At 68.3% G+C, this 21,889-nt stretch carries 19 protein-coding genes and 4 pseudogenes; 9 read left to right on the top strand and 14 right to left on the bottom strand.

The window, feature by feature from the left end:
• Positions 1-117: 117 nt before the first annotated feature.
• The 3 genes from ACFVT1_RS31300 to ACFVT1_RS31290 all read right to left on the bottom strand — a co-directional run bounded on the left by ACFVT1_RS31300 (position 118) and on the right by ACFVT1_RS31290 (position 2,650).
• Complete coding sequence (locus ACFVT1_RS31300) at positions 118-855, bottom strand: NAD(P)H-binding protein (protein ID WP_389801378.1); 738 nt, start codon at positions 853-855, stop codon at positions 118-120.
• Positions 856-1,321: 466 nt separating this feature from the next.
• The gene (locus tag ACFVT1_RS31295) at positions 1,322-1,543 is read right to left on the bottom strand and encodes a hypothetical protein (RefSeq protein ID WP_389801375.1); all 222 of its coding nucleotides are present in this window, start codon (positions 1,541-1,543) and stop codon (positions 1,322-1,324) included.
• A gap of 660 nt (positions 1,544-2,203) precedes the next feature.
• Complete coding sequence (locus ACFVT1_RS31290; protein WP_389801372.1) at positions 2,204-2,650, bottom strand: hypothetical protein; 447 nt, start codon at positions 2,648-2,650, stop codon at positions 2,204-2,206.
• 487 nt (positions 2,651-3,137) lie between these two features.
• Here ACFVT1_RS31290 and ACFVT1_RS31285 point away from each other — a divergent pair, with 487 nt between their 5' ends.
• Entirely contained in the window at positions 3,138-3,611 is a 474-nt protein-coding gene (locus tag ACFVT1_RS31285) for a hypothetical protein (protein ID WP_389801370.1), read from the top strand.
• A gap of 943 nt (positions 3,612-4,554) precedes the next feature.
• On the opposite strand, the gene ACFVT1_RS31280 is transcribed toward ACFVT1_RS31285, so the two are convergent.
• Both ACFVT1_RS31280 and ACFVT1_RS31275 read right to left on the bottom strand, forming a co-directional pair.
• A complete protein-coding gene (locus ACFVT1_RS31280) occupies positions 4,555-4,719 on the bottom strand; it encodes a hypothetical protein (protein ID WP_389801367.1) in 165 nt (54 codons plus the stop codon).
• A 35-nt stretch (positions 4,720-4,754) separates the two neighbouring features.
• Positions 4,755-5,075, bottom strand: coding sequence for a hypothetical protein (locus tag ACFVT1_RS31275; RefSeq protein WP_389801364.1), 321 nt, complete (start codon positions 5,073-5,075; stop codon positions 4,755-4,757).
• A gap of 100 nt (positions 5,076-5,175) precedes the next feature.
• On the opposite strand from ACFVT1_RS31275, the gene ACFVT1_RS31270 reads away from it, so the two are divergent.
• The 6 genes and pseudogenes from ACFVT1_RS31270 to ACFVT1_RS31245 all read left to right on the top strand — a co-directional run bounded on the left by ACFVT1_RS31270 (position 5,176) and on the right by ACFVT1_RS31245 (position 9,824).
• Complete coding sequence (locus ACFVT1_RS31270) at positions 5,176-6,300, top strand: reverse transcriptase domain-containing protein (protein WP_389801361.1); 1,125 nt, start codon at positions 5,176-5,178, stop codon at positions 6,298-6,300.
• 477 nt (positions 6,301-6,777) lie between these two features.
• Positions 6,778-7,737 carry a helix-turn-helix domain-containing protein gene (locus tag ACFVT1_RS31265; protein ID WP_389801358.1) on the top strand — a complete coding sequence of 320 codons (960 nt, stop codon included), beginning with the start codon at positions 6,778-6,780 and terminating at the stop codon, positions 7,735-7,737.
• 270 nt (positions 7,738-8,007) lie between these two features.
• Complete coding sequence (locus ACFVT1_RS31260; protein WP_389801356.1) at positions 8,008-8,178, top strand: hypothetical protein; 171 nt, start codon at positions 8,008-8,010, stop codon at positions 8,176-8,178.
• Between the two features lie 305 nt (positions 8,179-8,483).
• Positions 8,484-9,413 (top strand): annotated as a pseudogene (locus tag ACFVT1_RS31255) (IS256 family transposase); the annotation flags it as partial.
• Positions 9,402-9,570, top strand: a pseudogene (locus ACFVT1_RS31250) (IS5/IS1182 family transposase); the annotation flags it as partial. The pseudogenes ACFVT1_RS31255 and ACFVT1_RS31250, both read left to right, overlap by 12 nt.
• Complete coding sequence (locus ACFVT1_RS31245; RefSeq protein ID WP_389801353.1) at positions 9,567-9,824, top strand: hypothetical protein; 258 nt, start codon at positions 9,567-9,569, stop codon at positions 9,822-9,824. The pseudogene ACFVT1_RS31250 and the gene ACFVT1_RS31245, both read left to right, overlap by 4 nt.
• A gap of 68 nt (positions 9,825-9,892) precedes the next feature.
• Here ACFVT1_RS31245 and ACFVT1_RS31240 read toward each other — a convergent pair whose 3' ends face one another.
• The 9 genes from ACFVT1_RS31240 to ACFVT1_RS31200 form a co-directional block, all read right to left on the bottom strand.
• Positions 9,893-10,084, bottom strand: coding sequence for a hypothetical protein (locus tag ACFVT1_RS31240; RefSeq protein ID WP_389801350.1), 192 nt, complete (start codon positions 10,082-10,084; stop codon positions 9,893-9,895).
• Positions 10,085-10,758: 674 nt separating this feature from the next.
• Positions 10,759-12,150: a serine hydrolase domain-containing protein gene (locus tag ACFVT1_RS31235; protein WP_389801348.1), complete on the bottom strand. Its 1,392-nt coding sequence runs from the start codon at positions 12,148-12,150 to the stop codon at positions 10,759-10,761.
• A 140-nt stretch (positions 12,151-12,290) separates the two neighbouring features.
• Positions 12,291-13,184: a serine hydrolase gene (locus ACFVT1_RS31230; protein ID WP_389801345.1), complete on the bottom strand. Its 894-nt coding sequence runs from the start codon at positions 13,182-13,184 to the stop codon at positions 12,291-12,293.
• Between the two features lie 73 nt (positions 13,185-13,257).
• Complete coding sequence (locus ACFVT1_RS31225) at positions 13,258-14,514, bottom strand: MFS transporter (protein WP_389801342.1); 1,257 nt, start codon at positions 14,512-14,514, stop codon at positions 13,258-13,260.
• 85 nt (positions 14,515-14,599) lie between these two features.
• Entirely contained in the window at positions 14,600-16,243 is a 1,644-nt protein-coding gene (locus ACFVT1_RS31220) for a helix-turn-helix domain-containing protein (protein ID WP_389801339.1), read from the bottom strand.
• A gap of 142 nt (positions 16,244-16,385) precedes the next feature.
• Positions 16,386-17,489, bottom strand: coding sequence for an o-succinylbenzoate synthase (gene menC / locus ACFVT1_RS31215; RefSeq protein WP_389801337.1), 1,104 nt, complete (start codon positions 17,487-17,489; stop codon positions 16,386-16,388).
• A complete protein-coding gene (locus ACFVT1_RS31210; RefSeq protein WP_389801334.1) occupies positions 17,486-18,337 on the bottom strand; it encodes a GNAT family N-acetyltransferase in 852 nt (283 codons plus the stop codon). Before ACFVT1_RS31210 ends, menC begins: the two co-directional genes overlap by 4 nt.
• 130 nt (positions 18,338-18,467) lie before the next feature.
• Complete coding sequence (locus tag ACFVT1_RS31205) at positions 18,468-19,580, bottom strand: M20 family metallopeptidase (protein ID WP_389801331.1); 1,113 nt, start codon at positions 19,578-19,580, stop codon at positions 18,468-18,470.
• The gene (locus tag ACFVT1_RS31200; RefSeq protein WP_389801329.1) at positions 19,577-21,052 is read right to left on the bottom strand and encodes an amidohydrolase family protein; all 1,476 of its coding nucleotides are present in this window, start codon (positions 21,050-21,052) and stop codon (positions 19,577-19,579) included. Before ACFVT1_RS31200 ends, ACFVT1_RS31205 begins: the two co-directional genes overlap by 4 nt.
• A 102-nt stretch (positions 21,053-21,154) precedes the next feature.
• Between ACFVT1_RS31200 and ACFVT1_RS31195 the strand changes: the two are divergent.
• Positions 21,155-21,490 (top strand): annotated as a pseudogene (locus ACFVT1_RS31195) (transposase); the annotation flags it as partial.
• 18 nt (positions 21,491-21,508) lie between these two features.
• Positions 21,509-21,811, top strand: a pseudogene (locus ACFVT1_RS31190) (response regulator transcription factor); the annotation flags it as partial.
• Between the last annotated feature and the right edge of the window lie 78 nt (positions 21,812-21,889).

Genomic DNA, 21,889 nt, shown 5'->3' with positions numbered 1-21,889 from the left:
AATTGTGTGCCGGTCCGGGCGGCGGTCATGCTGATGCTGTTCTGCGGCGGCCCTGGCCTCTACCGGTCGCCGGTATGCCCGTTCATGAGGGATGCGGTGGGTTTCGAGATCCGCGTGCTATGGACGGTCGTCTTGCTGTACAGGGGATTCGCCGGAGCCTTGGCTGCCGGAATCCACCAGGCGGTCAGGGGCTGCCGGATAGGTGAGGGCGGTGACTGCTTCGTCGATGGGGGTGTGGCCGGAGATGAGTTCCAGGGTCCGGCCCGAGGTCGTGGGGGTGGCGAGCAGGGCGACGAGGACAGCGGCCGCGTCCGCTCGGTTCACCTCGCCGATTCCGGTGGTTTCGGCGAGACGTACCCGGCCGGTGCCCGGGCCGTCGCGGAACCATGCTGGCCGCAGCACGGTGCAGTCCAGAAGGGAACGGGAGAGCAGGTTCTCGTCGGTTTCGCCCTTGGCCCTGAGATATGTCTCGACGAGCGGGTCTTTCGGGTAGCGACTGGCGGGGTCGGCCCCCATGGAGGAGAGCATGACGTAGCGGCGGACTCCCATGAGTTGCGCCGCGTCGGCGAGGGTGAGGGCTGCTTCGCGATCGACCGGGTTGGCCCGGCCAGGGGCATCGCCCAGACCCGCACCGGCCGCGTAGAGCACCGCGTCCGCACCTGCGAGCCGCTCGGCGAACTCCTTTGTCGTGGCCGTGGCCAGGTCCAGGAGGATCGGGTCCGCTCCGGCGGCCCGGACGTCGTAAGCCTGTTCCGGGCGGCGGATGAGCCCGCAGACTTGTCCGCCTTGGGCTGTGAGTAGACGGGATACTGCGAGGGCGACCCGGCCGTGACCGCCGGCGACAACAACACGCATGACACGAATGGTAGTTGCCTGAGCACTCTGTGTTCAAGATGGTGTCGTCGGTGTGCGCGGCCTGCGCGGCTCGGTGCGTCAGGAGCCGGAGACACTCCGGCAGGCAAGCGTCGTGCGCTTGCCAACCTCCATGCTTCTCCGCCCCCGGGGCTGCTTGCCCGGGACGGAACGGGAAGGGAGCGCCTGGTGAGAGGAGTAGGCGACATCGGGTCAGGTGTTTGCCGAGTGCTGGGGGATCGCCGGGATCCTGCACCGGGCGAGCGTTGCTCCCCCGGTACAGGGGCGCGTGCATGAGGTCGCAGCTCTGGTCGGGCTCCTGGTCGCGCCTCACGTCGCGCTTCCGGTCGCGCCTTTGGCCGCACCGGGAGCCATCGCCGAGGACGGCTCCGCAGGGCCCTGACCCGGGGGACAGAGGGGGCGTTTGGTGATCTAGCCGGATGCCGACCACTTTCCTGGGGGGAGTCTTCTACGCGGCGGCCCACTCGCGTGGCCGGCCCCCGCGCCACTCCACCCATGAGGCGTCGTCGAGAGGGGGACCCGGATCATCAGGCCCGGCTTGCCGCAGGAACTCGATGACAGCGACATCGCTGTACGCGATCCCGAGGATGTGCGTCTTGCCGCCGCTGCGGACGGAGACGCGGCGGCCGCCGTCGGCACCGATGTGGTCGACGACGACGGACGGGTTCAAACTGTGCCAAGGCCATGCCCCGCTCGAAGGCCTCCACGGGCGCCGTGGACGGCATCATGGGCTCCCCGGTTCCCTGGGCCAACGGCGTGACGCCGAGCTGCTCCAGACGCTCGCACTGACCCTCGGCCAGGGCCTGCCAAACATCCTGTCTTTGCTGCCGGGCCAGCCACTTCACGATGTCCACGCCGTGGACCGTGAACCCGGACAGGACTTCCGCCCTGCCCTCTTCGCCAACCATCAGCTCGCGCAGCGTGGCGTAGTGCCGCTGTCACTCCGCCGGTTTCGCGGCCTCCAGGTTCTCCTGGAACCGCTCATCCGCGAGGCTCCAGACCCGGCCCGGCTTTTCCAGCCGCTGGGCGCGCAGGCCGGTCATCTGCCCCGCCCCGTACGCCCGCCGCTGCCCGCGACGGCCCGCAGCGACAAGCGGTTCTGCTCACGGGCCTGCGAGCCTGCGGATCTGCGGTGGCACCGCTACCGCCTGAAGGCCGTCGCGATCGGCTTGTGGCACTCCCTGGGCGTGGAGACCGAGGCCGTAATACGGTGCCCGGCGAGCGGCCTCGGCCACGGTCACCGCCGCGACACGGTCTACTGCCGACCGGCGTGTCGCCAGGCCGCCTACCGGGTGCGCGAAGCTGTCGCCACCCCTTCCGCCGTGACGGTTCACGGTACCCGCTCCACGTCGCTGGGCAGCACAAACGCGAAGGCGGACAAGGCCTCCGTGGGGACGCCGGGCCCGCGTCGGTCCTCCGCGCCGTCCTCGTCGTCGATCCCGGTCGCGACCGGGTCGCGCAGCGGGCGCAGACCGCCGTCGGCCGGAACCGAAGCGCGGACGCTGTAGCGATCCAGCACGTCGAGGTTGACGTGCTGGATCGGGGAGAGCCGGGCGACGTCCCCGTCCAGGACGTCGTGCTCGCGCGGGTGCGGGTCCCCGCCCGGCGTTCGGTCCGTATTTGCTGGTGGGGTTCCTGCGTGTGCGCGCGCTGAGGCGGGAGCGGCGGAGGGCGTGGAGGAGTGCGTCCGGGGCGGCAGGCGATGATCGAGGTGGTGAGCCGACGCGGGAGGCCCGAGGACTGGGGCCCACTGCTGGAGGAGCTGACCCGTCTCCATGGCCCGTGTGGGGCTCCAGCGGCCGAGCGCCGTCGGTTCTCGTGGACAGAGCCCAATTCCGTTGATTGCCGGCCGCTCCGCGGAACCTGCGCCTCAGCTGCGGGGCACCTGGTTGAGTTCGTCGATGGTGACGGCCCGCATCTCCGGCGTGTACGCGGCGGTGACGTCATCAGGGTTGACACCGAGGCCGAGGATGGCGGCGCCTCAAGGGGTCTCGTCGACGGCTGTGCCACAGCAGCGGTACCTCTCAAACTGTGCTGTCCAGCCTGATGAAACCGGGATCGTTGTCTGGCTGTGCATTTTTGTACTTCTGGGGGGTGAGGCCAGCGTGGCAGGGTGGTCGCGGGTTGATCACGAACGGCCACAGGGGGCTGCGCGGCCGTCGTGACGACCTCATGAGCATGGGGAGCGGTTGGCGCTCCTCTCGGTACAAGGGGGGAACTACGTGTTGAAGATGAACGGGATCGCGCGGATTGCCGTGGTAGCGGTGGCTGTTCCGGTTCTCGCGCTGGCGTCCACCACGTCCGCGTCGGCATCGACGGCCGGGAACGTCGTCTCCTGGAAGAACGTCGCGACCGGCAAGTGCCTCAACTGGTCGGACTACTGGGCCACCCAAAACCCCAAGGCGATGGTCGGGGGCTGCGACACCGGCTTCACCCAGGCAGTCTCCAACTGGCGGGAGGTGCCGGTGGATGGGAAGTACTGGACGTTCCGGACCACGCGTATCGATCAGTCCGGTAACGGCGACAACCTGTGTCTGACCTCGTACAACACCCTCGTCTACCTGGAGACATGCCAGAACGGCAACTGGTGGCAGCAGTGGGAGGAGATCTGGACGGAGAACGGATGGAAGCTTCAGCACCGCGGCGACGGCTGGGTGAAGGGCTTCTTCCTGGACACCGATGGCTCGCGCTTGTACACGGAGCCCCCGAACAAGGGCATGAACCAGGTCTGGAACTGATCCGCAAAGCCCCGGCTGAGCCAGCCGTGGCGGGGGATACAAAGCGCCGCAACGGCGACGAGATGAGCGATGTGATCCCGGCCTCGGGTCCCTGCGTCGCGCGTCGACCGGTCAATGAGGCAAGCTCTCGCCCGATCCCCTGAGTAGTCACAGTGGGCCGTCACCGCCTGGTGGCGGCCCACGCTGCTGTTCTTGCTCAGCAGGTCCGGGAGCTGCCTACACAGGATGTGGCCTTGCTCCTCCTCAAGCATCTGGCGCGGGAGAGTGGGCGTGCCCACATGCACACGGCACGACCAACCTGACGACGTATCGGCCGGCAACCCAGACGGGAGTGTCCTGCGCGGAAGGCCGGGCACGCCCAGCGCCGCCCTTGTCCTCAGACTTCCGTGTCCCGGAAGGACGCCTCCTTCTGTAAAGGAGCTCGGCGGAGGGCCGGAAGGCGCGGGTGGGGGGGATGACGTCGGGGCTCCCACCGGTGCCCGTGCCGGCCTTTGCTCCAGTGCGATGTGCCGGTTTGGTGTAGCGGGTTGGTGTCGGCGACGGCATGTCAGGTGGGTGTGTTTGTGCTGGTGGCGGCGTGTTTGGAGGGCAGGTCACTGACGTGGGGTGGTGTGTGCGGTGGGCGTGGCTGTCATGGGGGCGGCACATCCTGTCCTGTTCCACTGGTATAAAACCGCACTTCTGACCCTTCGGTGGCTGCGCGGCTGCACCGTGGTGGGTGTTGGTGTCCGCGGCGGCGGGAGGCTGTTCGGTGGGAGAGCCGGGCGTGTGGGGCGAGGTCGCGGCGGGGTTGAGGGTGTCCAGGCCGGTGCTGGTCAAGCACTGCCTGCCGCACCAGTACATCCGAGAGACGATTCCCGACTTCCCGCCGGAGAAGGCGCCCGGTGTCGACGTTGAGGAAAGGCACCGGGGTACCCGCCAAGAGGCGGGTACCCCGGTGTATTCAGATCGTCCTTGCTCCTGAGCTTCCGCGGATCCGGCGTATCGCGTCGACGACGAACGAGGCGGAGCCCACCGCGAAGATGACGGCAAGTACGGTGTCGTGCTGGATGGCGAGAGCGACGACCAGGGTGGCCGTGACAGTTGCCGCCACGACTTCGGCAGTCAACGCGAGACGGTGTCTCGCTCTCTCAGTTGGTTGTCTCAACACCGGCGTGTCCAGATGGTCGGAGGGATGGGAGTGTAGCTGGACCCACAGCGTGTCACGCCAGAGACGACGGTCGCGCACTTGCCTTGAGCCACCGTGTATCCGGTGACAAACCCGAAGTACCAGAGGTATCCACGGACCGCCACGATGGCGTACTTCCAGGGCCCCGGGACCCATTTGATGCCCTTGGCCCAGCTGATGAATCCGATCGCCCAGTCGAGCCCGAGTGCGGCGAGCTTGTCGGCGGTGAGCTTGGCGCGGCGGCTCTTGCTTTGGCTGAGGAGCACCCCGAGCTTCGCCTCTGACCCGTTCTGCAACGCCCCTACGTGGCCCCTGGAGACTGTCGCAGAGCCGGTGCGGGCCCTTGTTCTGCACCAAGGGCTGCCACGCCCCATATCGAAGGCGTTCACGGGCGCCGTGGACGGCGTCACGGGCACCTCCGCCTCCAGCGCCGGAGCCAGGGGCACCCGGGGATATCGCTGGGCGCTGGATGCGGACATCGAGGCGTGTTTCGACTCGATCGGCCACACGGCCCTGATGGACCGAGTGCGTCACCGGGTGAAGGACAAGTGTGTCCTGATGCTGGTCAAAGCCTTCCTCAAGGCCGGGATTCTTACTGAACTCGGTGAGAACAAGGAGACGTTGACCGGCACCCCGCAAGGCGGCATTCTCTCCCCGCTGCTGGCGAACATTGCTCTGTCGGCGCTCGATGAGCACCTGCACGAGTCGTGGGATCCGGGCGGGACGATGGCCACCGAAGGTAAACGCGCCTACCGGCGCCGCAAGGGTCGGCCGGCGTGGCGGGTCGTCCGCTACGCGGACGACTTCGTCGTCCTGGTGCACGGCACCGAGGCCGACACCGCGGCACTGCGCGAAGAAGTCGCTGACGTGCTTGAACCTCTGGGATTGCGCCTGTCGCAGGCGAAGACCCGGATCGCGCATATGAGTGATGGGTTCGACTTCCTGGGCTTCCGCATCCAGTGGAAACGCAAAGGAGGCACGAACAAATGGCACGTCTACACCTTCATCGCAGACCGGCCCATCCGGTCTCTGAAGGCGAAGGTCCGTGCTCTGACAGGCAGGACATCGCAGCAGGATCTTGCCACCGTGCTGATCAGACTCACACAGATCATGTGCGGTTGGGCCAACTACTTCAAGCACGCTGTCGCCAAGCATGTCTTCACCAAGCTTGACGCCTTCGTGTGGTGGCGTCCCATCCGCATGCTGCGGGAACGTCACCACTGGAGTTGCGGCGACGTCCGCCGCCGATTCACCACCCCCACCGGGCGGTGGCTACCGATCGTGGCGGACGGGATCGAGCTGTTCCAGATCGCATCGGTCACGGTCAGCCGTTACCGATACCGGGCCAGCACGATCCCCAACCCATGGCACCCTGCCAACCCCCCTGACGGCAGAAACTGTGGAGAGCCCATTGCGCTGAGAGGCGCACGGCGGGTTCGGCGAGAGGTCCGGAGAAACGGACCGGGAGCAATCCCGGCACCGCGCTCCGGGCCTACTCAGCGACGCGACCACTCTCAGTGATCCGCCTCGCCTTCGAAGTCCAGGTGGCACGTATGGTTGTGCCACCTTCTGTCTTCTGTGAATGCCGTTTCGATTCCCTTCCGGGAGTTATCTCGCGTTGCTCGGCAAGATGTTGCCACTGAGCTGCCTGGGTGAGAGGGGGCGCGTGTGTTCGTCGCCGGCGAAGGCCCGCGAAGTTCATGGCGGCGTGTGCCAGGGTGCTGGCATGACTTCGACACCGGATGGACGCCCTATCCGACCCGCACATGCTGGCGAGTGCGCCATGCTGGAGTCGTGGCTCGACTTTCACCGTGCCAGGTTGGCTGCTGGCCGTCGACTGGCTGGTCGTGCCATTCATTGTCGAGGCCTGAGTCAGCGCCGCACGTGATCAGGGCTGGCAGCCGGCGCGGGGAGGACCCGCGTTGTTGATCCAATGTTTAGCCGTAGCGCGTCTACTGGTCGACTCAAGCCGGGGGAGTGACGGTGATCGTAACCAGCGTGACCACGGATGATCTACCCAATGCCGACCGGTTCACCTGGTGGCATGAGATGACCAGGGCAACACTGATCCCGACCTTGCTTGCCAGCGACCACACGGTCGACTTCCGGGCGGCGGCGAACGTAGTGGACCTTGGGGCCGCACAAGTCACTGCTATGACGTACCTGCCGTTGACTTCGGCCAGAACATCAAAGCTGATCAGGCAGAGTGATCCCGAGTACTGCCAGCTGTCCCTGACCGTGCGTGGGGACATGGGCCTGTCACAGTGTGGCAGGGAGGCGACGTTCGGCAGTGGTGAACTGATGCTGTACGACTCCTCTTTTCCGTTCGAAGGATGGACCGCAGCAGAGGACGGCAGCGTGGCCCATATCGTGGCTCAGATCCCGAAGACACTCCTTCCGTTCCCGGCACGTCTCCTCAACCGGCTCTCCGCCAGCCGGATACCGGCAGATGAGGGGTTCAGTGAACTGCTTGCGACGTTCCTCACCCAGGTGACGAGCAATGCCCATCGGTACCGGACGTCCGACGGGGTACGTCTGGCGATGGTCCTGATCGACCTGCTCGGAGGCACGGTGGCTCACTGCCTCGAAACCGACAATGCACTTCCGCCCGAGAGCCGCCATCGCGTTCTGTTCCTGCAGGTCCAAAGGTTTATCCGGCAGCATATCGGCGATCCGGATCTCTCAGCCGAAACCATCGCGCTTGCTCACCACATCTCGGTGCGCTCCCTGCACCGGATCTTCCAGCAGGAGGGCACCACGGTCCGCGCCTTGATACGCAGCCTCCGATTGGACGGCTGCCGCCACGACCTCGCCAACCCCTTGCACCGCCACCGCACCATCCAGGGCATCGCCGCCCGCTGGGGTTTTCCCAGGCCCGCTGACTTCACCCGCGCCTTCCGCACCGCTTATGGCATGCCCCCCAGCGAGTATCGCCACCAGGTACTCCGACAGGCCTGACATCCCTGTGGCCTCAGCCTGGCGCGTGACGCCAACAGGCTGGCACGCACTGCTAAGGATTCGCTGACCACCCGGAGAAGAATGACTGCCGCGTGGGAAAAGCCCCCATGCTCACACCACTATGACGGTCAGGAACAGTGATCTGACCGGAGAGGTGACGTAATGCGTATGCGTTTTGGCCTCGCGAGTGCCGCTCTCGGAACAGCCCTCGCAATCGGCGCCCTCGCGGCACCAGCCCAAGCCACTGAGCCCACCGCACAGACAGCTCAGGTGTCCAGCACAGTCACCAACCCCATGGCCGCCTCGTGGCACTTCTACGCGAGCTACTGGACCAAGCCCGAATGCGACGCTGCCGGCAGGACCTACGGCCAGACCTACAAGTGCACGTACGGGAAGGGCACTGACGGCAGGTACAAGTACAGCCTCTACCTGTGGTACTGATCCTGGCCTAGGCAGACGACAAGAGTCACTTCCGGCTGCCGAGCTCAGAACAAGGGCCCCCACCGCGGTGGGGGCCCTTCTTTCATCCGGAGTGCTTGGCACACATTTCTGCTTCGGCAGATCGATCCCGGTCTGTTGGTTGCCGCACGGATGGGCTCCGACTGGCGCCGGGGCCCTGGGTCCTGAGCAATGCTCAGCACTTGTGGATTGGTTCCAGAAGCGCATGCAGAAGGCGTACCCTCCCGAATGATCCTCAAGGTCTCCGAGTAGGCCCGCGTTGCAGCGCGGGTCGCGAAGGTACGCCCGTGCTCAGCGTAGTCACCGACGACGGCTCCACGCAGTCTGGCTCCCTGATCGACGAGATCATGCGGGAAGGCGCCCGCCGGATGTCGGCCGCCGCGCTGGAAGCGGAAGTCGACCAGTACATAGTGGAGTTGTCGGCTGAGACCGACGAGTACGGCCGACGTCTCGTGGTCCGCAACGGCCACCACAAGGCAAGAACCGTGGTCACCGCCGCCGGACCGATCGAGGTCAAGGCCCCGCGGATCAACGACCGCCGCGTCGACGATGAGACCGGCGAGCGCAAGCGGTTCTCCTCGGAGATCCTTCCGCCGTGGTGCCGCAAGTCCCCGAAGATCTCCGAAGTGCTGCCGCTGCTCTACCTGCACGGCCTGTCTTCCGGCGACTTCGTCCCGGCGCCGGAGCAGTTCCTGGGCGGCGCGGCCGGCCTGTCGGCCGCGACCGTGACATGGCTGACCAAGAAGTGGAGCAATGACCACGCCGCCTTCCAGGACCGGGACCTGTCCGACCGCGACTTCGTCTAGGTGTGGGCGGACGGCGTGCACCCGAAGGTCCGGCTCGGCCAGGCCCACTCGTGCGTCCTGGTCCTGTTCGGAGTCTGTCCGGACGGCACGAAGGAGCTGATCGCCCTGTCCGAGGGCCCGCGCGAGTCCACCGAGTCGTGGGCCGACCTGCTGCGCGACTGCCGCCGACGCGGGATGCGTGACCCCGAGCCGGTCATCAGCGACGGCGCCATGGGCCTTTGGCGGGCGCTCGCCGAGGTGTTCCCGGCGGCCAGGCCGCAAGGGGGCTGGGTTCACAAAGCCCGCAACGTCGCCAACTGCCTGCCCAAGGCCGCGCAGCCCGGCGCGACGAAGGCGATGCAGGAGATCTACAACGCCGAGGACCGCACCCACGCCGAGAAGGCGATCGAGGCGTTCGCGAAGACCTACGGGATCCTGATACTGCACCGGTGTCTGGTCCCGCGACTACGAACACCACCCGACCTCCTCCGTCTCCCGCGTCCACTGGGCGATGACCCACGTCATGGTCCGCCGGATCACCAGCACGACCACCCCCACCTGGCGCGACCCGCAGGCCGTGCCCGCATGAACATCCAGCCCTTGCTCGACGCGCTCGACATCCAGGAAGAAGCCGCCCGAGCCCTGGCCGACGAACTCCGCACGCAGATCGGCGAACTGCAGGGTCGACTGCGGGAGGCCGAAACCCACCTCGAACACCTGGCTGTCACCAAGAAGACCGTCACCGCCTTCACCGGCCGGCTTCCCACCCAGGCCACCTCACCCGACCTGCCCGAGCACCCGGACTACCCCAAACGGATATCAGCTCTCGGACCCGTCCTCTGATCACCTGGCCCAAGCCTCACCCCGACGATCACGGAAGACATCCGGATCCACGTGCGTCGCGCCTCGGCTCAGCTCTCCCTCGGCACCTCGATGTCGTAGACCAGCGCATACACGATGTCCCGGGCCTGGCGTAGGTCGTAGCCCGTCGTGTCCACGATCACCTTGAGCGCCCGGAGGGTGTCGCCACCCAGCATGAACATGCGCGCGTCGGCCTGCGCCTCGGCCGGAACCGGCAGGACACGGGCTCGCCGTGGATCCACGCTCCGCGGGATCCTCGGCAGCCCGCCCTCCTTTTTTCTGCCCCCGAACACCTTCAGTCCCCAACCCTTCACCCGTACGACCAGTTCGTGGAGCGCATCCTATGCGGACGGGCGCTCCGGCAGATTCAACGTCCTCGCCAAAGCCGACGCCGACGGCTTCGCCAGGGAGCAGCAGCCGACCAGGCCGACGACCGGCAGCCTTGCTCCAACCTCACCCAGAAAAGGACATCAACTCACGAACCGTCCTCTGACAGGGATGCCCGGGTCGTACTGGGCCTTCGCACAGCACGGCGCCACGACCTTCGTATGCGGGGATGTGTCCGGCTTCCACAGCATCTTCTACGCGGAGCGCGGCCCGCACACCGCGTGGTCCACCGGTGTCCCGCAGCTCGCCGGCCAGCACGGGGCGGACCCGGACCTCGCGATGGTGGCAGCCCGGCTCGTGGCGGGCCCGGAGCACTGGCCCGGACACACCGTCTACCAGGGAGTCTCCGCTGTTCCCGGCGGGTTCGGCCTCCTGCTGGACGACGGCCGGCGCGAACTGGTCGACGTGAGCGGCATCGAGTGGTCCCAGACCCTGGCCGGCGGCGCTGAAGCCTTCGGATGGCAAGCTGGTCACGCTTCCAGCCGCCAGCGGTCGTGCGGGCGGCTTCGATCTCTTCGAGCGATGACGTTCACCGGCTCACCCGCCGATCGGCCCGGCCGGTGTGCAGGAACTGCGCCCGCCCGTTCCCGTCGTCACCGACGAACGCGTGCACCATGTGCATGCCGTGCTGCGGCTCGGCCGGGATCAGCATGTCGCCGTCGTACGCGACCAGTTCGATCCTTTCCGACGGACCGCCGTCGAGCTCGACAAACACCCCCTTCGGGTTTCGCTGGACCCACAGCCGGCCGTCGGCGTCCTCGCTGACCACGGTGTCACTGACGGACGACGAGTACTCGCCCACGAACCTCGCCGTCTCGACGCGTGGGGCGTTGGCGTCCGGCACCGGGAGCGCCGGCATTTCCACTCCGGCCAGCTCGCGCAGTACTCGGCCGACGAGTTCGACGTACAGCGGGAGCGGATTGCCGCCGTTGGTCAGCAGTGCCACCGCGATGTCGCGGTCGGGAACCACCCGCAGGAAGGCGGACTGGCCGAGCGTGCCGCCGTCGTGGCCGACTACCGCGCCGCCCGGCCAGTCGAAGAGCGACCAGCCAAGTCCCCAGGCGTCGCCCATCAGACCGAGATCCAGCAGGTCGACCTCGCGGTGCCGCATGGCGAGCGCGCTCTCCGGCGTGAGCACCGCCGTCCCATCGGGCCCCCTGCCCCCATCGAGATGCATCCGCGCGAACGTCAGCAGGTCCCGCGCTCGCATCGCCAGCATCGATCCGGCGGGCGCGTTCGACCGGGGCAGTGCCCAGGCCTGCGCGGGCTGCGGTTCGGCACCCTGCTCCGGCGAGAGGTGCCCCAACGCGGCACGGAACCTGACAGCCTCGTACGGGCTGGGGGCGGTGTGGGTCAGCCCCAGTGGCGTGAACAGGTGGTCGCGCAGGCAGTCGTCGTAGGACTTGCCGCGCAGCACCTCGACGATGCGTCCGAGCACACAGAAGGCGGCGTTGTTGTACGAGAACATCTCGCCCGGCGCGAACAACTGGGGCACGCCGGCGAGGAGGGTGACGAGCTTGTGCACCGCGTCGTCGCCGCGTCCGGTGTCGAGGAAGATGTCGCCCTCGAAACCGGAGGTGTGGCACATCAGCTGACGGACGGTGATCTCCGCGGACGCCGTCTCGTCACCGACGGCGAAACCAGGCAGGTACGCCCGGACCGGCGCGTCGATGCCGAGCGCGCCCTCGTCGACGAGCTGCATCGCCAGCGTGGTCGTCCAGACCTTGGTGATCGAACCGATCTGGAAGACGGAGTCCGCAGTGGCATCGACGCCGGTGTCCTTGTTCAGTACCCCGGCCGCGCGGTCGATCATCTCGCCGTGTGCGTATACGGCGATCGATGCGGCCGGCACCTTGTACTCGGCCAGCAACTCGAGAAGGCGACTTTCCAACCAGCCGCAGAGTTGGTTGAGTTCGGGCATGTGCACCTCTTGTCTCTGTGAGGGAGAGCGGGTGATTCCGGGAGAGTACGACCTGCGCGCTCATGGCCGATTCGTGAGAAGCGACGAGAACTGGCGGAACCTTCATCGCGGCCGGCGAAACACCCGGCCGCCGGTAGGGGTTACCGCCGAAGCCAGTCCACCGCCCGGGCGGCGGCGAACCCGATGAAGGCGTCGCGCTCGGGAACCCTCGATCGGGCGTCGACGGCCCTGGTGAAGACACCGACTGCGTACCGGCCACCGTCCGGGTACTCCACCACCCCGATCTCGTTGCGCAGCGAGGGCAGCGTTCCGGTCTTGCCGCTGATCCTGACGTCGTCGTCCGCGAAGCCGGAGCGCAGTCGGTGCGGCCACAGCTGCAGTTCCAGCCAGCGCCGGACGTCGGCGCACGCCGCCGCGGGGGCTGCTTCGTCTCGCCAGATCAGGCCCAGCAACCGGGTGCTTTCCGCGGCGGTGGTCCGGCAGGTCGCTTCGGGTGTCAACGCACGGAGCCCGGCGAGTTGTTCGGCCGGCAGCGCGGCCAGGATCCGTTCGTCGTCCTGGTAGTCGATCCCGAGGTCCTCGCCGATCGTGCGCAACAGCTCCCCGCAGTCGTGGGGGACGGCCGTGTGCGGGAGGTCGAGCCGCCGCAGCGTCTTGGCGACCGCGGCCTTTCCCACCTTCCCGAGGATCAGGTCCGTGGCGACGTTGTCGCTGATGCCGATCATCAGGACGGCCAGGTCGTACCAGGACATCGTGACGTCGTGGCGGAACGTCGCAAGGCCGTACGGGCTGGCGGTCGGATGTCCCGGTGCCACCGCGATCCGCTCGGCGAGGTCGCATTCACCGTCGGCCGCCTGCCGGGCAAGTTCCACTGCCACGGGAACCTTGAACACGGACGCGGTGACCACCGGCTCCTCGGCGTCGATACCCACCTGTCGTGGGCCGTCCAGATCGGCCGCGTGCAGCCAGACGCGGACGCCGACTTCCGCCGCTCGGGCGGTGATTGTCGCGACCAGTTCCGATTCGGTGACCATGGGGTGATCCCTTCTGTCTGTCCGGTGCGGACTTTCTGTCCGGACCGGATCTGTTTGCTGGTGCGCCGACCGACTACTTGGTGCCGGTCGACGGGAAGTTGAACTGTTCGGCACGCTGCGGGACCCAGAACGCGATCACCCCGGTGAGCAGCGTGGTGCCGATCAGGAAGCCGAACGCCGCGGTGTAGGAGAACGCGTCCGCCAGCCAGCCCATCGCCAGCGGCGCGATGACTCCGGCGACCTGGCCGCCGAAGTTCGTCATCCCGGCACCGAGTCCGGCCACCGCCGTGGGAAGCACCCGCAGCGGAAGGCCGAAGACGCACATCGTCGCCATCCCGAACACTCCGACGGCCAACGTCTCGTAGACCGTGAATGTCGCCGCGCTGCCCGCCGACACCATCAGGGCGAGCAGGACCGCGGTCACCGTCGCGATGGACACCAGGTACCACCTGGCCTTGTCATGGAAGTACCGGTCGAACAGCCAGCCGCCGAAGATGGTCGTCGCGAAGCCCACCAGGCTCGGGATCGCGGACAGCACGCCGGTCGCGTTCAGCGACAGGTGTCTGGCCTCGAGCAGATAGCTGGGCACCCAGGTGACCAGGCCGTAGCTGAGCATGTTCATCGCGCAGAACAGCACTGCGAACTTCCACACGGCCGGGGACTTCAGCACTTGCGCACGCGAGACTTCGGGCGTCGTCACCGTCGCTTGCGGGAGCCGGCTGAGCCGGTCCGGCAACGCCTTGGGCAGGAGCGCCCACAGCCCGATGCTGATGGCCGCGCCACAACCCGCCATCCAGAGGAAGGTGTGCCTCCAGCCGATGGCTGTCAGCAGTGGGGCGACGAGCAGGGGTGCAAGGCCAGCTATCCCACTGGCGGACAACATCACGCTGGTGGCGGTTCCCCGTCTCTGCGGTGTCGTTCGTTCCGCGACGGCTTTGAACGACGCCGCCGGGAAGGCGCCCTGACAAGCACCGAACAGGCCACGGAACAGCAGGAGCAGACCGAAGGTGCCGGCCATTCCGGTCAAAGCGGTGAACAGCGACCACAGCACGAGCGTGATCAGCATCGGTTTGCGGGAGCCATACCGATCGGCCAGGTAGCCGGCCGGTATCTGGCAGATCATGTAGACCAGCGCGAAGACGGTGACCAGCGAGCCCTGCGCGGTCTTGCCGAGATGGAACTCCTCTCCGATCGACGGCAGGGCCATGCTGATGGAGAACCGGTCGATGTAATCGATCGACCAGGCGCACAGCATGACCACCATCGTGATCGTTGCTGTCCGGTTGACCCGCTCAGGTGTCCAGGTGTCCTCGGTGACCACCGCGGTCATGGCTGCCTCCGTACCGCTGCGTCGGGGGTGATGGCCCATCCTGGGCATCAGGTGACCCAGCGGATTCGTGGAGTTCCACAAACCTTCAGGTGGTGTTCGGGCGGTGCGGACGAATGCTGACTCGTTGCGGCGTCCGGCTTCTGCTCATGGAGCCGGGCGTGTGGAGCCGGAGTTGCAGCATCGCCGCGAACCGCTCGCCAGGGTCGTCGAGGTTGATCTCACCGACCTCTGCGACGCGTCGCAGTCGGTACCGGAAGGTGTTTTGGTGCACGTACGCCGCGGCGGACGCGGCGGCCACGTCGCCGAAGGCATCCAGCCAGCACGACAGCGTGTGGACGAGTTGCGACTGGTGCCGGGCGTCGTAGTCGAGCAGGCGGGCGACGGGGCCGGTCGCCACGTCCCCGCGCGCGGCGGCCAGATCGGCGAGGTCCAGCATGAGCGCGTCGACGTGGACGTCCTCGGCCGTGGCCACCCGCCGGTTGCCCCCGTTGGCGAGCAGCACCCGCAGCGCCCGGTCCGCGCCGTCGCGCGAGCGGCTGAGTCCGGAGCCGTCGAGTGCGGGCGGACCGATGCCGATCGCCGCGTCCACGCGCTGCCCGGTGCGCTCCAGGAAGGTCGACGCGACGCGGATCGACCGCTCCTGACAGTCCGCCTGGCCTCCCGGCATCGGCACGATGCCGTAGGCCACGTCGCCCACCAGCGCTACGGCCGAGCGCGCCTGGACCGCACTCAGGTGCATGGCCAGCGCGTCCGCGACCCGCTGGCGATCCGCGACCCGGCGCGGACCGTCCTCCGTCGACGGATCGGCGTCCGAACCACCGAACAGCCCCAGCGCCAGCACGATCGCGGGCTGCCCCACCAGCCCGAGCCGCGCAATCGCCTCCGGTGCCCCCGCGCCGCCTTCGAGCGCGGTGCTCACCAGGTCGGCACGCAGGCGGCGTTCGACATCGGCGCCCGCACGCAGACGCAGCATGTGGAGAGCGACGAGCTTGCCGGCGTCGATCAGCGCCTGCGTCCGCTCTTCGGACAGGGGCCCGGGCACCGCCGCCCAGATCGAGCCGAGGATCTCGTCGCCGGCCCGCACCGCCAGCGCCACCCGGGGAACGGTCATCGTCTCGTCGTGGAGCGGATCGACGTACACGGGCGCATGGCCGCGATGGAGACGCTCGAAGACACCGTTGCGCGCCAGGCCAAGCGTGAACCGTTCCGGTACCTGGCGGCCCAGGATCGTCTCCACTCGGGACTGGTCGGCCTCGTCCTGGCGGCCGGAGAAGGCGAGCACCCGTGAGCTGCGGTCCTCGATGGTGACCGGCGCGTCCAACAGCGCGGCCACGGCGTTGGCCAGCGCGAACAGGTCGCCCGACGGCATGCCGCCCAGAGTCTGCGGCGAGATGTCGCCGATGTCTCCCTCGACGAGCAGGGTGCGGAGCATGGCGGCGACCTGCGCCCACGAGGCGCCTCGGGCGAGTCCGAGCAGTGCGACGCCGGACTCGTCGGCGGCCCGCCGGATTTCCACGGTCGCGGTGAAGGGTGACCGGACGACGAGCGCCGCAGCGCCCTTGCGGCCGAGTTCGTACAGGAGGCGGACCACGTCGTCCGGTTCGTGGAAGCCCACCCCCAGGACGACGGCCTGGGCGGGGAACTGCGCCTCGTCGAGCGGGTCGTGGATGACTACGCCGCTCAGTTGCCGGCGCGTGCCCCCGCCGCCGGCTATCGACTCCAGCAACACGTCCCCCAGGTCTTGGAGAACGCGCGCCAGGTTTGTGTGTGGCTTGCCAGACGTCGGTGTCAGCACCGCCCAAAGGTAACTCCGGCCGCACCAGAAACTGTTGGTCCGATCCGACCAGATTGCACGGCGAGTTCGTCGCGTGCTACGAACCGAGCCACACCGTCGAGGTCGTGACCTCCGCCAGCAGGTCGGGAATCGGGGTGACGCCGAGGCCCGGCCCCTGGGGCACGGGCAGGTGTCCGTCCTTCAGGACGAACGGTTCCGTGATGTCGGTCCGGTAGAACCGGTCCGACGCCGAGGTGTCGCCGGGCAGGGTGAACCCGGGCAGCGAGGCGAGCGCGACGTTGGCCGCCCGCCCAAGCCCGGTCTCGATCATGCCACCGCACCACACGGGGATCCCGTGGGCGGCGCAGACGTCGTGCACCCGCCGTGCCTCCAGGTAACCACCGACCCGGCCGGGCTTGATGTTCACGATGCGACAGGCACCCAGCGTGATCGCGTCGGCAGCGGAACGGGCGGACACGATCGACTCGTCGAGGCAGATCGGCGTGCGGATGCGACGGGCCAGCTCGGCGTGGCCCAGGAGGTCCTCCTCGTCCAGCGGCTGCTCGATGAGGAGGAGCTCGAAGGGATCCAGTCGGGCGAGCTGGGACACGTCGGACAGCGTGTACGCCGTGTTGGCGTCGACCTGCAGCAGCACATCGTCGCCGAAGCGCTCCCTCACCGCTCGCACCGGCTCGATGTCCCAACCGGGTTCGATCTTCAGCTTGATCCGCACGTAGCCGGCGTCGAGATAGCCGCCTACGACGTCCAGGAGTTGTGGGACGGAGTCCATGATGCCGACCGAAACCCCGCAGGGCACGGAGTCCCGGGTGGATCCTAGCTCGGCGGCGAAGGACAGGTCGTGTGCTCGGAGTTCAGCGTCGAGCACGGCCATTTCGAGTGCGGCCTTCGCCATCCGGTGACCCTTGAACCTGGCCAGGCGGGGCGCGACTCGGCTCGCGGTGACCCCGCCCTCCATCAGGGCCGGCACCAGGAAGTTCCGCAGCACGTGCTCGGCCCCGTCGACGTACTCCGAGGAGTAGAGCGGCTCTCCCATCGTGACGCACTCGCCCCAACCCTCGCCGTTCGGTGTCACGACTCGTATCAGCAGCAGTTCCCGTACGCTCTGCGTACCGAACGACGTCCGGAACGGTGCCACCAAAGGCATCTGGACACGCAGAAGTTCCACACCATTGGGCTTCATGACGACTTCTCCCTCGAGACCACGTACCAGCCGGCACGATCGAATCCGATGACCCTGGCTTCCTCCGCCATCAGGCCTCCCAACACCTCCCGCAGCGCGACGCGCCACGCTTGGCCCTGATCCGGGTCCGTGCGCCGGAGTGTCTCGATGTCGGGCGGCACGGCGACCAGTACGACCGGCCCGTCGGCCACTGCGGTCAGCGGTCCCCCGTCAGGTGCGACCGACAGGGCAGAGGCCGCACCGCGCTCTCGCAGCGCGGCTACTTCGACTCGGGCAGGCTCACCGAGCGAAGCGGCGGACGCCGCCGGGCCGGAAAGCTTCCAACGGACCATCAGCCGGTCGGTGTCACCCGCGCCGTTGATGCCGTCGCGCATCGGCCCGTAGAAGTCGGGCAGGTAGCGCGCCGGGCCGGCGCCGAGTTTGGCCAGGTTGAAATACGCGTTCCGCCGCACCAGGGGATCGAACGTCCAGGTGACCAGCGAGACGCCCTGGCGCAACGCCCAGGCGCGCTGGTGCAGTTTGAGGGCGAATCCGATCCCCCTCCCGAGCCCTCGCGGCGCCACGCCGGCGATGTGGCTGTGCAGGCTCGCCGTGGCCGGGCTGCCGAAGAAGCCGAGGCAGGCTCCCAGCAGCTCCTCCCCGTCGTACGCGCCCGCGACATAGTTCCCCGCCGCGGCCATCGCCCGCAACAGCTCTGTCGTCACCGGTTGGGCACCGGTGCCCGGCTGCCAGATCGATGCGAAGAGCCGGCAGACCTCGGTCAGGTCGGACACCTCGGTCAGGTCCCGGATCTCCACACGTGAGGCGGCGGCAGCAGCGGTCGCGGCGGCCAGTGCGGCTGCGCTCACGGCCGGGGAAACCAGACCTGACTCATATGTCGCAAGATCTCTCACGGTGCTTTCCTTTCCGGGCTTACCGGGCGGGTCACCGTAGTGCCGCACCAGGGTTGTCCGCCGCGTTCGTCGTCACGCACAGAGTTCACTTCGCCAGCACGGCGTCGATCAGGGCGGTGAGCAGGGCGGTGCGCCGCGGCAGTTCGGCTACGACGACGTGTTCGTCGTCCGCGTGCGCACCGCCGCCCACACCGCCGAGGCCGTCGAGGGTGGGGATCCCGAGGCCGGCGGTGAAGTTCCCGTCCGAGGCGCCACCGACAGCGGCGGCGGTAAGAGCTCCGAGGCCGAGTTCGGCAGCGATCGTTGCAGCGAGGTCGAACAGCCTCGACGACGCGTCCGCCTGCAGCGGCGGGCGGTTGATGCCACCGGAGATGCGGATCCGCGAGCCCTCGAGTACGGGGCGGAGGTCCCGCACGGCCCGGTCGACCCGCCGCTGCTCCGCCTCGTCCCACACACGTACGTCGACCGCCACGCTGGCTTCTGCGGGAACCGTGTTGGTCGTGGTGCCGGCGGAGAGGACCGTCGGCACGACGGTCGTGCCCCGCTCGGCGTCGGCCAGTGCCGCGACTGCGAGGATCTGGTGCGCCGCCTCCACCCCGGCGTTCACCCCCTTCTCCGGTTCGAGCCCGGCGTGCGCGGCCCGGCCGTCCACTTCGATCCGGTACAGGGAGGCGCCTTTGCGGCGGCACTTCAACGCTCCGCCGCCTGCCGATGCCTCCAACACGAACACCGCGTCGCAGCCGCGAGCCTCTTCCTCGATCAGCCGCCGCGACGACGGCGAGCCGGTCTCCTCGTCACCGGTGACCAGGATCGAAAGACCCGACCGGTTCCCGGCGGCAGCGGCGGCGTGCAGCGCCATCACGACACCCGCCTTCATGTCGAAGCAGCCCGGCCCGCGCAGCACTCCGTCCCGGACGGAATACGGGTGTGTCTCCAGCGATCCGGTGGGCCACACCGTGTCGTGGTGTCCGAGCAGCAGCACACGCGGCGCCTCGCCGAACCGCCACCTCAGGTGCGTGCACCCGTCGATCACCACGCGATCCGGGTCCGTGTCCAGCAGCCTGCGCCCCAGTGCCGCCACGACGTCTGCGCTGCGGGCGACGGCTTCGTGATCGGACGACGGCGACTCGCACCGCACCAGGGTCTCGATGTCCGCGACGAGGGCCTCCACCGCCACCTCGGCGCGCGTCGCCGTCATCGCGGCTCACCTCGCAGCGGCTGCCCGGGAAGCGCGTCGACCTGCAATTCCCCCGCACTGACCACCGGGACACCACCGACAAACAAGTGCCGTACGCCCACAGACGGCCGCGTGGGGCCGAAGTAGGTTGCGCAATCGGTGATCGCCACGGGGTCGAGTACGACGATGTCGGCGTCCGCGCCGACCCCGAGGTGTCCTTTCGCCCGAGCGCCCGGCGCCACCTCGTCGAGGACCCGCGCCGGCAGGTGGGCACACCGCCGGAACGCCTCCGGCCAGTCCCAGGCACCGCTCTCCCGCACCATCACGCGCAGCGTCTTGGTGAACGTTCCCGCGGTGCGCGGGTGCGTCGTTCCCCCGGGCGGCAGTGGCCACTCGGTGCTGTCGTTGCTGCCGTCGGGCCAGAAGACGGGCATCGCGTCACTGGCGACAATCGCGTCCGGGAAGGCCATCGCCTGGTGCAGCATCGCGAGCTCGCGCGGGTTGCCCTCGTCGAGGAACTCCAGAATGCAGGGCGCCCCGGGGTCGCTGTTCCGCAACTGCCGCAGGCGCCCCTCGTCGGCGATGCGCTCCCCCGATTCGAGCATCACGACACTGGACGGGGACAGGCCCTTCATCCGCAGGCGTTCGGCGTCGAGGAAGGCCGCTCCGATCGCCGTGCTGCCGGCCCCGTACGGGTAGGCCTCGACCGTCACCCGAGATCCCGACCGCCGTGAACCGTGCAACGCGGCGAGTACCCGGTCGATGTGGTGGCCCGAAGTGCTGTTGACGTGGCAGTGGTGCATCGCCGCGCCGGTCTCGGCCGCGGCGATGACGATCTCCTCGGAGCCGTCTGCGGGAGTTCCGGGATCCACCTCGACCAGCTCGCGTACGTGGGTGTACGTCGGCACGCCGGCCTTCGCGGCAAGCCGGGCGACAGCAAGGAACTCGGCAGGCTCACTGTGGGGCGCGTACCCGAGGAGGACTCCGATGCCGAGCGCTCCGGCGCTCAGCTCACCCTCGATCAGGGCCAGCCACTCGGCGAGTTCACGATCGGTGGAGGAGCGCTGCCATGCACGGTTTCCCAGCACCGCGAGGCCGCTCCCGATCTGTGCGTCGGGCTGGATGCCGGCGAGCACCTGGGCCCGGGCACCACCCCACGAGGCGGAGAAGCCGTAGTGCAGCGGGCGTCCGTCCGCGGCGGCCTCGGCGTACGCACGTCCGATGGGCATGAGGCCCGCTTCCAGGTCGAGGGCCGTCGTCACGCCGTCCATGGCCTGCAGCCGCTGCCCCGCGATGGAGTGCACGTGGCTGTGCAGGTCGACGAACCCCGGACCGACGACCAAACCCGTGACGTCGACGACCGCGCATCCCGGTGGCGCGTCGAGCCCTGCGGCGACGGCGCTGACCACGCCGTCGGACACGAGGACGTCGGCGATGCCGTCGAACTCTGTTCCCGGATCAATGACACGGCCGCCACGCAAAAGTGTCTGCATGCTTTCGTCTCCTCGTCGAGGACGCACTGGAGCACCTGCTGGCCTCCAGTGCGACCCTAGGAGGGAGATCAGGCACCGCTGTTGGTCCAGGCCGACGAAGCTGTGACGACCTATTCATGCACCCCGACGAACCCGGCACGAAGTACTGCTACTTCTCCGGGCTGGACATGCCCGGGACGACCGAGCAGCGCAAGATACCGGGACGATGCGCCCGGCGTCCTGCCCTGTCGGAACGGCTACTGGCGTCCGGCCGCCGCTTCGGTGGGATGGCTGCGGAGCAGCGCACGCGTGGCAGACCGGTGGCAGCGATGCGAGGAAGGACTGCTGGCGTTCTACGACTTCCCGGCCGAACACTGGATCCGCCTGCGGACCACGAACCCGATCGAGTCGACGTTCTCCAGGGTCAGGCTCCGCACCGAGGTCGCCCGCGGAGCCGGCGGCCCCGCCGCTCTTCGCCTGCGCCAGATGGTCACCGCCCGCCCGCTGGGCTCCGCCGAGGCGCTGCCGCAGGCTGCGCCGACGGGCCGGGAGGAGGTGCTGCGCTTGATGGCCACCGGCCTGTCCAACCCGGAGATCGCGGAGTCGCTCACGGTGAGTCTGGAGACGGTGAAGACCCACGTCGGGATGGTGCTGACCAAGCTCGGCGCGCAGAACCGGACCCACGCGGTGGTGATCGCGTACGAAAGCGGCCTGGTCGTGCCCGGGGTCGCGGGCCGACGCGACATCAGGTGGCCTGACCGGGCCTGCCTGTGCCGCTGAACCAGCGTCCGGGGCAGCCCACGCTCTGGACGCCTCCCCACCCCGGGGCAGGCCCGGCCATGGGAACTTGGGGAGTTA

Origin of the sequence: Streptomyces sp. NPDC057963, assembly GCF_042887155.1 — a bacterium.
In the GTDB taxonomy this organism is placed as follows: domain Bacteria; phylum Actinomycetota; class Actinomycetes; order Streptomycetales; family Streptomycetaceae; genus Streptomyces.
This window is presented reverse-complemented; position numbering and strand designations above follow the sequence as displayed.

What these genes read in the sequence shown, in the direction of transcription:
- ACFVT1_RS31225 (WP_389801342.1), bottom strand. Translation starts at nt 14,514, where the DNA reads ATGACCGCGGTGGTCACCGAGGACACCTGGACACCTGAGCGGGTCAAC.
- ACFVT1_RS31300 (WP_389801378.1), bottom strand. Translation starts at nt 855, where the DNA reads ATGCGTGTTGTTGTCGCCGGCGGTCACGGCCGGGTCGCCCTCGCAGTA.
- ACFVT1_RS31200 (WP_389801329.1), bottom strand. Translation starts at nt 21,052, where the DNA reads ATGCAGACACTTTTGCGTGGCGGCCGTGTCATTGATCCGGGAACAGAG.
- ACFVT1_RS31230 (WP_389801345.1), bottom strand. Translation starts at nt 13,184, where the DNA reads ATGGTCACCGAATCGGAACTGGTCGCGACAATCACCGCCCGAGCGGCG.
- ACFVT1_RS31235 (WP_389801348.1), bottom strand. Translation starts at nt 12,150, where the DNA reads ATGCCCGAACTCAACCAACTCTGCGGCTGGTTGGAAAGTCGCCTTCTC.
- ACFVT1_RS31245 (WP_389801353.1), top strand. Translation starts at nt 9,567, where the DNA reads ATGAACATCCAGCCCTTGCTCGACGCGCTCGACATCCAGGAAGAAGCC.
- menC (WP_389801337.1), bottom strand. Translation starts at nt 17,489, where the DNA reads ATGAAGCCCAATGGTGTGGAACTTCTGCGTGTCCAGATGCCTTTGGTG.
- ACFVT1_RS31290 (WP_389801372.1), bottom strand. Translation starts at nt 2,650, where the DNA reads ATGGAGACGGGTCAGCTCCTCCAGCAGTGGGCCCCAGTCCTCGGGCCT.
- ACFVT1_RS31205 (WP_389801331.1), bottom strand. Translation starts at nt 19,580, where the DNA reads ATGACGGCGACGCGCGCCGAGGTGGCGGTGGAGGCCCTCGTCGCGGAC.